This is a genomic window from Actinomyces haliotis, assembly GCF_015355765.1.
Lineage (GTDB): Bacteria > Actinomycetota > Actinomycetes > Actinomycetales > Actinomycetaceae > Actinomyces > Actinomyces haliotis.
In genome coordinates this window covers 14,760-28,586 of the sequence record NZ_JACWNA010000022.1, presented here as the reverse complement: position 1 = coordinate 28,586, position 13,827 = coordinate 14,760, and the positions used below count along the sequence as shown (strand labels likewise).

Annotated in this window: 10 protein-coding genes; 5 read left to right on the top strand and 5 right to left on the bottom strand. The window is 73.0% G+C overall.

Annotated features, from left to right (window positions below; translation table 11 throughout):
• The first annotated feature begins 222 nt into the window (after positions 1–222).
• The 3 genes from IXW69_RS09810 to IXW69_RS09800 all read left to right on the top strand — a co-directional run bounded on the left by IXW69_RS09810 (position 223) and on the right by IXW69_RS09800 (position 5,278).
• Entirely contained in the window at positions 223–1,281 is a 1,059-nt protein-coding gene (locus IXW69_RS09810) for an alpha/beta hydrolase (protein WP_228525264.1), read from the top strand.
• Positions 1,282–1,409: 128 nt separating this feature from the next.
• Positions 1,410–3,215 (top strand): S8 family peptidase, encoded by a 1,806-nt coding sequence (locus tag IXW69_RS09805; RefSeq protein ID WP_194786163.1) that lies wholly within the window; start codon positions 1,410–1,412, stop codon positions 3,213–3,215.
• Between the two features lie 359 nt (positions 3,216–3,574).
• Positions 3,575–5,278, top strand: coding sequence for a S8 family peptidase (locus IXW69_RS09800; protein ID WP_194786162.1), 1,704 nt, complete (start codon positions 3,575–3,577; stop codon positions 5,276–5,278).
• A gap of 230 nt (positions 5,279–5,508) precedes the next feature.
• On the opposite strand, the gene IXW69_RS09795 is transcribed toward IXW69_RS09800, so the two are convergent.
• Entirely contained in the window at positions 5,509–6,165 is a 657-nt protein-coding gene (locus tag IXW69_RS09795; protein ID WP_194786161.1) for a low molecular weight protein-tyrosine-phosphatase, read from the bottom strand.
• A gap of 160 nt (positions 6,166–6,325) precedes the next feature.
• Between IXW69_RS09795 and IXW69_RS09790 the strand changes: the two genes are divergently transcribed.
• Entirely contained in the window at positions 6,326–8,041 is a 1,716-nt protein-coding gene (locus IXW69_RS09790) for a DUF885 domain-containing protein (RefSeq protein WP_194786160.1), read from the top strand.
• 186 nt (positions 8,042–8,227) lie between these two features.
• On the opposite strand, the gene IXW69_RS09785 is transcribed toward IXW69_RS09790, so the two are convergent.
• The 4 genes from IXW69_RS09785 to nrdF all read right to left on the bottom strand — a co-directional run bounded on the left by IXW69_RS09785 (position 8,228) and on the right by nrdF (position 12,859).
• Positions 8,228–9,613, bottom strand: a complete 1,386-nt coding sequence (locus IXW69_RS09785; protein WP_228525257.1) for a M20 family metallopeptidase — start codon at positions 9,611–9,613, stop codon at positions 8,228–8,230.
• Between the two features lie 123 nt (positions 9,614–9,736).
• The gene (locus IXW69_RS09780) at positions 9,737–10,564 is read right to left on the bottom strand and encodes a formate/nitrite transporter family protein (protein WP_194786159.1); all 828 of its coding nucleotides are present in this window, start codon (positions 10,562–10,564) and stop codon (positions 9,737–9,739) included.
• Between the two features lie 188 nt (positions 10,565–10,752).
• On the bottom strand, positions 10,753–11,670 hold the full coding sequence (locus tag IXW69_RS09775) for a hypothetical protein (protein WP_194786158.1): 918 nt from the start codon (positions 11,668–11,670) through the stop codon (positions 10,753–10,755).
• A gap of 214 nt (positions 11,671–11,884) precedes the next feature.
• On the bottom strand, positions 11,885–12,859 hold the full coding sequence (gene nrdF, locus IXW69_RS09770; protein WP_194786157.1) for a class 1b ribonucleoside-diphosphate reductase subunit beta: 975 nt from the start codon (positions 12,857–12,859) through the stop codon (positions 11,885–11,887).
• Positions 12,860–13,065: 206 nt separating this feature from the next.
• On the opposite strand from nrdF, the gene IXW69_RS09765 reads away from it, so the two are divergent.
• Positions 13,066–13,740, top strand: a complete 675-nt coding sequence (locus IXW69_RS09765; protein ID WP_194786156.1) for an AAA family ATPase — start codon at positions 13,066–13,068, stop codon at positions 13,738–13,740.
• Positions 13,741–13,827 lie beyond the last annotated feature (87 nt).

The following is a 13,827-nucleotide window of genomic DNA, read 5'->3' as shown; positions in this document are numbered from 1 at the left end:
CCGCACCGGGCGCCGGGCCGGCACCAGCCCGGCGCCGGCCTGTCGCGGTACCAGCACAGCGCGGCACCAGGACGGCGTGGGCACGGCTGCGTGACGACGCCGCGTCCCCGTGCGTCGGGCCACGCGCCGTGCCCTCCTTCGTGCCAGGATCCCTCCGTGACCACCCCGGAGACTCCGCGCACCACCAGCGACGCTCCCGCGCGCACCGACGTCACGGAGGACCTGCTCGGTGAGCCCTGGGTGGCGCGCCAGGTCCCCGTCGAGGTCTCCGACGCCGCCCCGGGCGCCGACCACGCCGTCCTCGTCCACCAGCGCGAGGCAGCCACTCCCACCGGGGCGACGCCCCGGCACTCGCGGGCCGTCCTCTACCTCCACGGACGCAACGACTACTTCTTCCAGACGAACCTCGCCGACGCGCTCCTGGCGGCCGGCCACGAGTTCTACGCGCTCGACCTGCGCACCTGCGGGCGCGCCGGCCGGGGCTACCGCTCCCCGCACGACGTGCGGGACCTGCGCGTCCACGACGAGGAGATCGCCGAGGCCCTGCGGATCATCCGCGAGGAGCACGGGCACGACGTCGTCGTCCTCAACGCCCACTCGACCGGCGGCCTCCAGGCCGTCATCTGGGCGGCGGACCACCCGGGCACGGTCGACGCGGTCACGCTCAACTCCCCGTGGCTGGACCTGCAGGCCGGTGGCGTTATGCGCTCCTACGGCTCGGTGGCGATCGACCTCATGGCGCGGCGCGACCCCGACCGGATCATCGTGGACTCGCCGCTCGCCGCGCAGCGGGACACCGAGCTGGCCGGTCAGCGCGACGAGGTCATAGGCGAGGGACCGGGAACGGACTGGGCGGCGGGCGCCGCGCTCGGAGGCGTCGAGGACGACCTCTACGCGCGAGTCCTGCACCAGCGCTGGGGCGGGGAGTGGGACTGGGACCTCACGCTCAAGCCCTCACCGTCCTTCCCGGCGCGCGCCGGATTCATGGCGGGGATCCGCCGCCTCCAGCGGGAGGTCCACCACGGCCTGGGGATCACGGTGCCGGTTCTCCTGTGCTGCTCGACGACGTCCGGCGGGGAGCACCCGTCGCGCGAGGACGCGCTGCGCAGCGACGTCGTCCTGCGCGTGGACCAGATGATCGCCCGCGCCCCCTACCTGGGTGACGACGTCACCGTGCGTCAGGTGCCCGGCGGGGTGCACGACCTCGTGCTCTCCCCCGAGCCCGCGCGCAGCGACTACCTCGCCGCCCTCACGGGCTGGCTGCGGGCTCGCGTCGGCTGAGTCGTGTCAGCCCCCTGAGTAGGAGGGCCCGGGAACACGGTGACCTAAACGTGACACACTCTCCGGTGCTCGGGGTCCCCACCCGAGGCGGTAGCGACGCCGCCCCCTCACGAAAGAGCACCTGACTGATGCCCCTGCCCCCTCACCAGTCCCTGCAGCGCACCCGCCGCGCGATCCTCGCGGGAGCCTCGACCCTCGCGCTCCTCACGGCCGGCCTCGCGGCCCCGGCCTCGGCCGCTCCCGACACCGCGGCAGCGACGGGACAGGCCTCGGCGACCGCACCGTCCCCCTCGGCGAACGACGACGGGCACTCGTCGGAGACCAGCTCGTACATCGTCCGCTACCGCAGCCCGAGCGCCGAGGCCCGAACGGTCTCCGAGGCGCCGGCCGCGGGAGACGACGTCTCCGACGCCCTGCCGACCGACGCGACATCCGCTATCGACGACGCCGTCGAGGAGGCCGGCTCGGACGCCGCCGTCGAGTCCGTCACCGCCCACTCGGGCGACCTCGCGGCCGTCCGCCTCTCGGAGGGGCTCACCGCCCCGGAGCAGCGCTCCTTCATCGCCGCCCTGAGCCAGGACCCGGACGTCGAGTACGTCGAGCCCGACGTGCGCGTCAACCCGGCGCACCCGGGGTCCCCCGCCGCCGTCGCGGCGACGAGCCTCACCGCCGCAGCGCCCTCGCTGCTGGCCCCGGCCGCCACCGCACAGGGGTCGCCGAACGACGAGTACCTCTCCAACCAGTGGCCGCTGCGCTCGGGCACCGGCGGGATCGACGCGCTGACCGCCTGGCAGCGCGCCACCGGCTCCGGCGTCACCGTCGCCGTCCTCGACACCGGGATCACCTCCCACCCCGACCTCGACGGCCAGCTGGTGGACGGCTACGACTTCGTCAGCGACCCCTGGACCGCGAACGACGGCGACGGCCGGGACGCCGACCCCTCCGACCCGGGGGACAACGTCGCCGCCTGGGACTGCGACGACAACAAGACGGACCTCGCCTCCACCTGGCACGGCACCCACGTGTCAGGCATCATCGCCGCGGAGGCGGACAACGGCGTGGGCATCGCGGGAGTCGCCCCGGACGCCCTCATCGAGCCCGTGCGCGTCCTGGGCCGCTGCGGCGGCGCGTCGGCGGACATCGTTGACGCGATCACCTGGGCCTCCGGTGGCGCCGTCGCCGGGGCCCCACGCAACACGCACCCGGCGAAGGTCATCAACATGAGCCTCGACGGCGACGCGACCTGCCCCGCCTACTACCAGGAGGCCATCGACCGCGCCGTGTCGCGCGGGTCGATCATCGTCGCCGCCTCCGGCAACGAGGACTCCTCCATCTCGCTCATGTCACCGTCCTCCTGCGACAACGTCATCACCGTGGCCGCCTCGACCGAGTACGGGCGGTGGGCGACCTACTCCGACTGGGGTCCGGACCTCGACCTCGCCGCCCCGGGCGGTCAGATGGAGTACGACCGCGGCATCTTCTCCACGGTCGCCTGCGGCACGGCGACGCCGCAGGGGCCGTGCTACACGTGGTTCGACGGGACCTCGATGGCGGCGCCGCACGTGTCCGGGATCGTCGCGCTCATGGCGCAGCTCGATCCGTCGGTCACCTCCAGCGGGACGGAGCGGATCCTCAAGGACACGGCCACGCCGTACGTCGGTGGCTGCAACCGCGACGGCTGCGGGGCGGGCGTGGCGAACGCGGCTCGCGCCGTGGCGGCCGTGGCGGGCGCCTCGATGCCCCCGACGGCCGCGCCCACCGCGACCGCGCGACCCGAGCCGACGCCGTCAGGCAACCCGGGCGCGAGCTCGAGCCCGACCCCCTCAGGGAACCCGGGCGCGAGCCCGGTCCCGACACCGTCGGCGACCGCGCCCGGACCGGACCGCGGCGGTCTCGGCGAGTACTACTACTGCCTCGTCTTCGGCTGCGACTGAGGCGCAGGGCGACGCGTCTGCTGGCGTGAGAGGCCCCCCACGCCCCGGCACGTCCCACGGCGCCCCTGCCGCCCTGGTCCTGTGGACCAGGGCGGCAGGGGCGCCGTCGTGCACCCAGGAGGGAGCCAGCCCCCGTGCGCGTGGGAGCTCCCCTCGTGCCGGGTGCGTGAAGGACCCCCTGACAGACCGGAGCCAACGCCCCCTCTGCCACACCCCATTTAGGAACTTATCAAATCCTTTGTTTTCCCTATGGACACGCATGAATGACGGCGTTACCGTTTCGTGACCCCCAAGGTCCCGCGGACTCCCTTGACCCGCGGCAGGGCCCACCCCGGGCCGTCCCCTCAGGAGGAACACGAATGAGAACACTCGCACCGAGGAGGGCGCGCACGCTGCTCTCCGCCGCCTCGGCAGCGCTCCTCGCGGCCGGAGCCCTGTCCGCCGCCGCTCCCGCGATCGCCGGCCCGGCGACCGCCACCCCCACCGCCGACGCCTCCGGCTCGGTGAGCACCACCGACGACACGGCGCCCTCCAACGCCTACATCGTCAAGTACAGGACGGACTCCCAGCCCGCCGACGTCCTCACCGCGCAGACCGCCGGGACGAACGTCGAGGACGAGCTGCCCGCCGCCACCACGACCGCCATCGACAAGGCCGCCGACGCCACGAGCGCCGACGTCGACGTCGAGGCCGTCACCGCGCACTCGGGCGACCTCGCGTCCGTCCAGCTCTCCAGCACCCTGGACGAGGCGGACTCCCAGGCCTTCGTCAGCTCGCTGGCCTCGGACCCGAGCGTCGAGTACGTCCAGCCCGACATCGTCATGACCGCCCTCGACGTCCCCAGCACGCCGAACGACACGTACTTCTCCAAGCAGTGGGACCTCGGCCCGACCTCGAGCTACGGCATGAACGCCACCGCCGCCTGGTCGCAGGCCACGGGTCAGGGCGTCACCGTCGCGGTCATCGACACCGGCATCGTCAACCACCCCGACCTCAACAACCAGGCCGTCCAGGGCTACGACTTCATCTCCGACGCCTCGCGCGCCCGGGACGACGACGGCCGCGACAGCAACCCGCAGGACCAGGGCGACTGGCAGTCCGCCTACGCCTGCCCGGGCAACCCCCACGCCGAGGACTCCTCCTGGCACGGCAGCCACGTCGCCGGCACCATCGCCGCGCAGACGAACAACGGCACCGGCACCGCCGGCATCGCCCCGAACGCCAAGGTCGAGCCCGTCCGCGTGCTCGGCCTGTGCGGCGGCTCCTCCTCCGACATCGTCGACGGCATCACCTGGGCCTCCGGCGGCCACGTCAACGGCGTGCCCGACAACGCCAACCCGGCCAAGGTCATCAACATGAGCCTCGGCGGCGACGCGAGCTACTGCCCCAGCTACTACCAGGACGCCATCGACGCGGCGACCGAGCGCGGCTCGATCATCGTCGTCGCCGCCGGCAACGAGGACTCCGACGCCTCCGGTGACACCCCCGCCAACTGCGACAACGTCATCACCGTCGGATCCACCGGTGACAAGGGCGCTCGCGCCTACTACTCGAACTACGGCAGCACCGTCGAGGTCTCCGCTCCCGGCGGCGACATGAAGTCCGGGGAGGGCATCCTCTCCACGGTCGACTCCGGCACCACCACCCCTGCAGGCGCCGACTACGGCGACATGCAGGGCACGAGCCAGGCCACCCCGCACGTCGCGGGCACGGTCGCGCTCATGGCGCAGCTCAACCCGTCCCTCACGGCGGCCGAGGCCACGAAGATCCTGCAGGACACGAGCTACCCGCTCGCCAGCTGCGACACGGGCGCCGGCACCTGCGGCGCCGGGATCATCGACGCCGCCAAGGCCGTCGCCGCCGTCAAGGGCGGCGACGCGGTCGACCCGGAGCCCTCCCCTGAGCCGAGCGCTCCCGCGACGACCGAGCCGACCGAGGAGCCCGCCGACCCGGCCACGGACGAGCCGACTCCGACGCCCTCCCCGACGACCGCCCCTGACGACCCGACGGGCGGCCGCGGCATCGGCTACTACTACTACTGCAAGATCTTCGGCTGCGACTGAGTCGCGCCGTCACAGCCGTCATCCCAGTGACCCAGGCGGTCACTGAGGCGGACAGCAGGGCGGGCCGTCCCGGGCGATCCGGGGCGGCCCGCCGTCGTGCGGACGTGGTCGATTCTCGTGACTTCAGCGGCGGGGTCTCACGCGTCGCGACGTCGTTCCGCCGATTCTCGGCCCGCGCCGAGCCTGGAGCAGTCAGAAGTCACGAGAACTGACCATGGTGACGCCGGCGCTCAGCGGCGGGCGCGGGCGAGCTCGGCGAGGGCCGGCTCGAGGGCGCCGACGACGCGCTCGACGACCTCGAGGGTGTCCTCGAAGTCGGCCTGCGTGCCGTACCAGGGGTCGGGCACGTCGAGGGAGTAGCGGGCGCGCGAGCCGTCGGCGATGACCTGGCGCTCAGCGAGGGCGGCGGGGTCGTAGGAGCGGAACATGCGGACCCGGTCGGTGTCGACGCCGAGGCGCTCGGCGCGGCGGGTCAGCTCCCGCAGGTGGTTCGAGGTCATGGCGAGGATGAGGTCGGAGCCGCGCAGCTCCTCGTCGCTGGTGCGGTGGGCGCGGTGGGTGCTGATGGCGCGGGAGGTGGCGCTGGACGCGGCGTCCTCACCCTCGCCGTAGCCGGCGCCCGCGAGGGTCCGCAGGGCACGACGGTCGATGGGGTTGCCGAGCTCCTCGTCGGAGACACCCGAGGAGCTCACCGCGACGCCGTCGGGGCCACGGTCCGGGACGCCGTCGGCCGCGAGGCGGTCCACGAGGACGACCTCCGCCATGGCGGAGCGGCAGATGTTGCCCGTGCAGACCATGGCGACCCGGTAGGGGCCGTCGGCTCGGAGGGGCTCGGGCAGGTCGGAGGGAGTGATGGTGGCTGACACGCGTACCAGGGTCTCTCCCATGCCTCGACGTTCTCAAGGCCGGCCCAGCGGACGGGCAACGCGGCCCGAACACCCTGCCAACGTCCCGCGAACGAGTCCGCGACCTCGGTCACACGGCAGGCGCCGCCCGCTCGAGCGCCTCACCGCCGCCCGCACCCCACCGCTCCCCTACGCTCTGCCCATGACCACCGCCTCCCTGCCCGAGGGTCCCCGCACCGCCACCGACGTCGACGCTGTCGCCGAGCGCTACGTCGACCGCCTCGCCGCCCTCTCCCCCGAGTTCGCCGTGTCCACAGGGCTTCCCGGCGCCCGCGACCGCCTCGACGGCTACTCCCCCGAGGCCGCTGACGCCTTCGCCTCGCTCGCACGCGACACCCTCGCGGAGCTCGACGAGGCCGCCCCCGTCGACGACGTCGACCACGTCACCGTCGCCGCGATGCGCGAGCGTCTGGGCGTCGACCTCGAGATGACCGAGACCGGCGAGACCCTGCGCTGCCTGGACAACATCGCCTCCCCCGTCCAGGGGCTGCGCGACGGCTTCGACAACCGGCCCACGGCCACCGCCCAGGACTCGGCGGACTTCGCCGCCTGCCTGCGTGACGTCCCGCGCGCCCTGAGCGAGTACCGCGAGTCGCTGACACTGGCCGCCTCCCGTGGTGACGTGGCCGCCGCCCGACAGGTGCGCGCCGTCATCGCCCAGGCCCGAGACCAGGCCGAGGAGTCCTCCAGCTCCTACACCGCGCTCATCACCGGCGCCGCCACCGCCGACGGCGCCCCCGTGCCGGACTCCCTCGCCGCGGACCTCGCGGCCGGTTCCGCGGCGGCCCGCGCCGCCTTCGGGGAGACCGCTGACTGGCTGGCCTCCGAGCTCCTCCCCCGCGCCGGCGAGGTCGACGGCGTCGGCCGGGAGCGCTACGAGCTCGCCAGCCGCCGCTTCCTGGGCGCCGTCGTCGACCTCGACGAGACCTACGAGTGGGGCCGCGAGCGCCTCGCCGCCATCGACGCCGAGCAGCGCACCATCGCGGAGCGGCTCTACGGGCCCGGGGTGAGCGTGCGCGAGGCCCTCGACCGCCTCGACGAGGACCCCGCCCGCCGGCTCCACGGCACCGACGCCCTCCAGGCCTGGATGCAGGAGACCGCCGACGGCGCGATCGCCGCCCTCGACGGGACGCACTTCGACATCCCGGAGCCGGTGCGCACCATCGAGTGCCGCATCGCCCCGAACCAGACCGGCGGCATCTACTACACGGGCCCGAGCGACGACTTCTCCCGACCGGGCCGCATGTGGTGGTCCGTGCCCGCGGGCACGACCGACTTCGCGACCTGGCAGGAGCGGACGACCGTCTTCCACGAGGGCGTGCCCGGGCACCACCTCCAGCTCGGCGTCCAGACCTATCTGCGCGACCGCCTCAACTCCTGGCGCCGTCTGGCCTGCTGGGTGAGCGGGCACGGCGAGGGCTGGGCCCTGTACGCCGAGCAGCTCATGGCGGACCTCGGATTCCAGGACGAGGACGGGGACCGCATGGGCGTCCTCGACTCGCAGCGGCTGCGGGCGGCGCGCGTCGTCCTCGACATCGGCGTGCACCTGGGCAAGGAGCGGCCGACGGAGCTGGCGTCCCTGCCGGGCGTCGGCGAGGGCGTGTGGGACCGGGACTCCGCGTGGGCCTTCCTGAGGCACAACGTCGCGATGGGTGAGGGGTTCCTGCTCTTCGAGCTGGACCGCTACCTCGGCTGGCCGGGGCAGGCGCCGTCCTACGCCGTCGGGCAGCGCCTGTGGGAGCAGACACGGGACGCGTGCCTGGCGCGCGGGGAGGCCCTCAAGAGCTTCCACACGCGGGCCCTGTCGCTGGGCAGCGTGGGCCTGGACGTCATGCGCGAGGCGCTCGTGCAGAACTAGCCCCCTCGCTGGGAACGTGCCTGCGCTCTGGGAACGTGCGTGTCATCCCCCGTCCCAGCGCGCCCGCACGTTCCCCCGCCGGGGGGGGGACGGGGCGGGGGCGGGGGCACGGGGGGGGTAACCCCGGGCCCCAGAGCGCAGGCACGTTCCCAGGCCCGAGGGAGGGGTCGGGCGAACCCGCCGACCTCAGTCCTCCCAGAAGCCGGCGACGTCGACGGCTCCGCCGCTGGCCTCAAAGTCGGCGCGCACGGCATCCCGTAGCTCAGGGTCCACGAGCCAGTCGAGGGCGACGACGGCGAGCCCGTAGGCGCCGTCGACGGCGGCCCGGTCACCCGTGGCGGAGCCGGCGGCCGCCGTCATCTCGCGGGTGTGGAGGGCGACGTCGGGGCCCGAGGTGACCCCGATGAGCGGGTGGATGCCCGGGATCCTCTGCGAGACGTTGCCGAAGTCGGTGCCCGCGGCGACCGTCTCGGACAGCACGCCGAAGGGCAGCGGGTCGCGGCCGCGCTCGCGCTGGGAGCGGGTCCACGCGGCGGACAGGGGGCCGTTGGCGCGCACCGGCATCTCGTTGGCGTAGTCGGGCGCGAGGATCTCCAGGCCAGTGCCCGTCATGAGGGCGGCGCCGCGCAGCACGTCCTCGACGCGGCCGACGAGGTCCTTGAGGGTCTCGAGGTGCTTGGAGCGGATGAAGAAGGACAGCTCCGTGCGCTCGGGAATGACGTTGGGGACCTGACCCCCGTCGGAGATGATGCCGTGGAGGCGGTCGCCGGGGAGGATCTGCTGGCGCAGCAGGCCGATACCGGTGAGGGTGAGGGTCGCGGCGTCGAGCGCGTTGCGCCCCATGAAGGGCTGGGAGGAGGCGTGCGCGGGGACGCCCGTGAAGACGGCGCGCAGACGGCGCTGGCCGAGCCAGGTCTGATGGACGACGTCACGGGCGTAGGAGTGCGTCTGGATGGCGGCGTCGACGCCGTCGAGCATGCCTGCCAGAGCGAGGCGCTCCTTGGCGGTGTCGTTCTCCTCAGCGGGGGTGGTCTGGAGGACGACGCGGCCGGGCAGGGTGCCGGGGGCGGCCTTCTCGAGCTCGGCGAGCGCGAGGAAGGCGCCCACGGAGTTGGCGCACATGACGTTGTGGCCGCAGCCGTGGCCGATGCCGGGCAGGGCGTCGTACTCGCAGAGGATCGCGATGGTCGGGGCGTCGTCGGCGGTGGAGCCGACCTGGGTGCGCAGGGCGGTGTCCATGCCGTAGACGCCCTGCTCGGAGTCGATGCCGTGGCGCTCGAGGAGCGAGGCGACGGCGGCCATGGCGTGGTGCTCGGTGTAGCCGACCTCAGGGTGGTCGTGGACGTCGTGGGAGAGCTCGAGGATCTCGCCGCGCAGCGCCGCGACGGCGGCACCGAGGCGCTCGCGCAGGGCAGCGTCGGCGCCCTGGCTCTCGCCGAGGGCCTCGGGCGGGGCGGCGGTGGCGCGTCGCTCCTCGGTCTCCTGCGCCATGAGGCGCTGGACGGCGTCGTCAGGGGTGGTGGGCTGGGACAGGTCGCGTCCAAGGGATGAGGTACTGGGCGTCGTCGTCATGCGCTCATCATGCCGCGCCGACGTGGCCGGCACGACGGCGCCCCGGCGCGGGGAGCGGCGGGCTCCCCGCACCGGGGCGGGGGGAATCGCAGGTGGAGCGAGTCGACCGGGACGGGGGCCGGCTCAGTGGACGCGGGCAGGAGTCGCCGCGAGGGCAGCCTTCTCCTCGGCGGAGCCCTCCTCGGTGCGGTGGGAGATGACGTAGGCGCCGGCGACGAAGAGCGCCCCTCCCACGAGGTTGCCCAGGCCGGACCAGAGGAGGTTACGGGCAGCGAGGCCGAGCGTCGCGCCGTCGACGTGGTACATGAGGCCGAGGCTGAAGAAGGTCATGTTGGCGACGACGTGCTCGAAGCCGCAGGTGACGAAGGCGGAGATGAAGGAGAAGACGGCGACGGCCTTGGCGACCTCGTTCTCGACGCGGGTGGTGCACCAGATGGTGAGGCAGACGAGGACGTTGCACATGATGCCGCGGAAGAAGATGGTGTCCGCGGGCAGGCCGCCCTTGGTGGTGACGACGCCGGCGAGCATCTTCCCGGCGGGCGTGTCCGCGTTGAGGATGTTGGTGCCGCGCAGGATCGCGGCGAGGACGATCGCGCCGGCGAGGTTGCCGAGCAGCATGACGAGGAGGGCGACGGTGCCCTTCGCCCAGCTGGTGACCTTGCGGAAGCCGCCGACGGCGAAGGTCATCATGGCACTGGTGCCGAGCTCGGCGCCGCCGAAGACGCACAGGAGCAGGCCGATGGAGAAGGCCGGGCCGGAGATGAGGGCGGAGGCGGGGCTGCCCGCGGCCTTGAAGGGGCCGGCCGCGGCGAGCATGAAGGTGCCGCCGATGCCGATGTAGGCGCCAGCCATCATGGAGGAGACGAAGTAAGGGAGGGGACGACGCATGCCGCCGGAGCGGGCGACGGAGGAGGCCTCCTGGGCCGCGAGCGTCTGGGTGAGAGAGAGCATGGCGACATCATCCATGGTCGACGCGGTCGCGGTCGACGCACTCGCCGCGTCCTCCCGCGCCGAGTCTGACGGTTTCCGGTCGACACCACCGCGCTAGCCGTCGGTCTCGGGCGGAGAACGCCTGTCTCGGCACGACGGCGGTCGGGATCGCCGCCCGCCGACCGCTGGCAGTCGCCGGCCGGCCCGCCTCAGCGCCTGGTCGGCAGGATGAAGGAGGCTCCCAGCGCGAAGGGGAAGCCGGGGGCGAGCGCCGCGTCGACGACCGGCTGGGCCAGCGCGACGAGCCTCTCGACGTCGAGCCCCTGCTCCGCGGCAGGGCTGGCGCCGGTGAGCAGCGAGGCGTAGGGGACCTCGAGGTCGAGCAGGGCCATGCCCTCCTGGTGGGTGGCCTGCGCCCAGGCACCCGTCTCCACCTCGAGGAGGGTGCCCAGGTGGAAGCGCATGACGCCGTCGGCGTCGACCTCGCTCGGGGCCGACAGCAGGTGGTGCGCCTCGGGGTCTCGCGGGGCGCGCAGCGTGAGCAGGAGGATCGCGCCGTCGCGGGCGGCCCGCAGCATGAGGCGGGCGACGTGGACCGAGAAGCCCGTGATGTCGAAGTCGGCGGCGGAGGCGCCCATGGCCTCCTCGACGCTCATGGCCGGTCCCAGAGGCAGGACCGCACCCTCACCGCGCTCGAGGGCTGCCGCACGCCGCCCGGTGGGCGGGGCCGGGTGGAGGCGGAGGACCGGACCGTCGGTGGCCGGGTCCAGGCGCTCCGCAGCAGGGTCGCCGGGCCAGCCGGCGGGGACGAGGGTGCCGGTCTCCACCCGCTCGGACCAGCCGTCCGGCGTCAGCGAGGGGCCGGGCTCGGTCTCGACGTCGCCGAGGCCGAGGAGGTTCGCGGGATCGGTGCCGTCGGTCGGGCGGTGCCAGGTGATCTCGGTGCCGTCGTGCCAGATCGGGACGACGCCGTTGAAGGGGATGCCGAAGCGGACGTGCTCGGGCTCCGATGGTGCGGCCGGTGCGGCGTCCTCGGCCTCCGGGGGCAGGCCCGGAATCGGGGGCTCGAGGGGGTCCTCCCCCTGGCCGCTCCCGTCGTCGCCGCGTCCCACGAAGTACTCGCTCATGGCGCCAGGGTACGGGCGCCGACGGCGTGCGGGCGAGGACCAGGCGCTCGACCGCTTGGGTGACGCGCGGGGCGGGCGGGCGACGCGGCCGTGCCGGCCGGGCGCGCGTCGGGCAGCTCGGGGGCGAGCGGGGCGACGGCGTCCACGACGGAGTCGACCTCCGCGACGGACCGTGCCGTCGGGGAGGTCGACTCGTCGTCGTGGGTGGTGGTGCTCAGAAGTCCCAGTCCTCGTCCGCGGTGGCCTCGGCGGTGCCCATGACGTAGGACGAGCCGGAGCCGGAGAAGAAGTCGTGGTTCTCGTCCGCGTTCGGGGACAGCGAGGCGAGGATCGCCGGGTTGACGTCGACGGCGTCGGCCGGGAACAGGGCCTCGTAGCCGAGGTTCATGAGGGCCTTGTTGGCGTTGTAGCGCAGGAACTTCTTGACGTCCTCGGTGAGGCCGAGCTCGTCGTAGAGGTCCTCCGTGTACTGCTCCTCGTTGTCGTAGAGCTCCATGAGGAGGTCGAAGGTGTAGTCCTTGAGCTCCTGCTGGCGCTTCTCGGAGGACTCGCGCACGGCCAGCTGGTACTTGTAGCCGATGTAGTAGCCGTGGACGGCCTCGTCGCGGATGATGAGGCGGATGAGGTCCGCGGTGTTGGTCAGCTTGGCGTGGCTGGACCAGTACATCGGGGCGTAGAAACCCGAGTAGAAGAGGAAGGACTCGAGCATCGTCGAGGCGACCTTGCGCTTCTCGGGGTCGTCGCCGCGGTAGTAGTCGAGGACGATCTTCGCCTTCTTCTGAAGGTTCTGGTTCTCCTCGGACCAGCGGAAGGCCTCGTCGATCTCCGCCGTCGAGATGAGGGTGGAGAAGATCGAGGAGTAGGAGCGGGCGTGCACCGACTCCATGAAGGCGATGTTGGTGTACACGGCCTCCTCGTGCGGCGTGCGGGCGTCCGGGATGAGGCTGACGGCGCCGACGGTGCCTTGAATGGTGTCGAGGAGGGTCAGGCCCGTGAAGACGCGGGTCGTCATGGTCTTCTCGGCCTCGTTGAGGGTGGCCCAGGACTGGACGTCGTTGGACAGCGGCACCTTCTCCGGCAGCCAGAAGTTACCGGTGAGGCGGTCCCAGACCTCGAGGTCCTTGTCGTCGACGAGACGGTTCCAGTTGATGGCCTGGACTCGGTTGACGAGCTTGAGCGGCTCGGGCATGCGGGGCTCCTCTGAGGCGCGGTGGTCGGACGGGCTCATCGTAGCGGCGGGAAACAGGACCGATGCTCTGGGAATGGCGCTGTCAGCGGGTCAGAGCCCGATCGACGGATCGCGACCCGCACCGTTCCGCGGTTCCCGTTCGCGCCCCGAGGCTCTGATCCGCTGAGAGCACCACGAGGCGACCATGTGCTGGCGATACTGACGTCATGAGCGCCTTCGACACCGCCTGCACGAGTCTCGTCGACCGCCTCGCGGAGCGCCTCGCCGCGCCGGACGCCCCGGCGCGGATCGTCGTCGGGATCACCGGCGCGCCCGGCTCCGGGAAGTCGACCCTCGCCGAGCAGCTCGAGACCGCCCTGCGCGAGGCCGGGCTCCTCGCCGGCTCAGTCCCCATGGACGGCTTCCACATGTCCAACGCGGTCCTGGACGAGCTCGGCCGGCACGACCGCAAGGGCGCTCCCGACACCTTCGACGTCCACGGTTACCTCGCCGTCCTCGACCGCGTCCGCGCCACCGACCCCGACGGCGATCCGGCGGAGGTCCTCGCCCCCGTCTACCGGCGAGACCTCCACGAGCCCGTCTCGGCCGGGACGCGAGTGAGCGGGCGCGGCGTCGTTCTCACCGAGGGCAACTACCTCGCCCTGGAGACCCACGGCTGGGAGGGTGCCCGCGAGCGCATCGACCTGCTCGTCATGCTGGACGTCCCCGAGGAGGAGCTCATCCGCAGGCTCATCGCGCGGCACAAGAGCTTCGGTCGGTCGACCGCCGATGCCGCCCACTGGGTGCGGGCCGTCGACGTGCCCAACGCCCGGCTCGTCGCGGCCACCGCGGAGCGCTGCGATGAGGTGTGGGAGCCGGCCCAGGAGCCTGCGCACGACTGAGATCCGACGCGGGCGCACCGGACGGGCAGCGCGTGGGTGCCAGCCGCCGGGACGACGTCGACGGCGCGCGTGGGCGCTCCTAGCCTG

Coding starts and splice junctions, on each gene's coding strand:
- IXW69_RS09805 (WP_194786163.1), top strand. CDS start 1,410: ATGCCCCTGCCCCCTCACCAGTCCCTGCAGCGCACCCGCCGCGCGATC.
- IXW69_RS09800 (WP_194786162.1), top strand. CDS start 3,575: ATGAGAACACTCGCACCGAGGAGGGCGCGCACGCTGCTCTCCGCCGCC.
- IXW69_RS09795 (WP_194786161.1), bottom strand. CDS start 6,165: ATGGGAGAGACCCTGGTACGCGTGTCAGCCACCATCACTCCCTCCGAC.
- IXW69_RS09790 (WP_194786160.1), top strand. CDS start 6,326: ATGACCACCGCCTCCCTGCCCGAGGGTCCCCGCACCGCCACCGACGTC.
- IXW69_RS09785 (WP_228525257.1), bottom strand. CDS start 9,613: ATGACGACGACGCCCAGTACCTCATCCCTTGGACGCGACCTGTCCCAG.
- IXW69_RS09780 (WP_194786159.1), bottom strand. CDS start 10,564: ATGCTCTCTCTCACCCAGACGCTCGCGGCCCAGGAGGCCTCCTCCGTC.
- IXW69_RS09775 (WP_194786158.1), bottom strand. CDS start 11,670: ATGAGCGAGTACTTCGTGGGACGCGGCGACGACGGGAGCGGCCAGGGG.
- nrdF (WP_194786157.1), bottom strand. CDS start 12,859: ATGCCCGAGCCGCTCAAGCTCGTCAACCGAGTCCAGGCCATCAACTGG.
- IXW69_RS09765 (WP_194786156.1), top strand. CDS start 13,066: ATGAGCGCCTTCGACACCGCCTGCACGAGTCTCGTCGACCGCCTCGCG.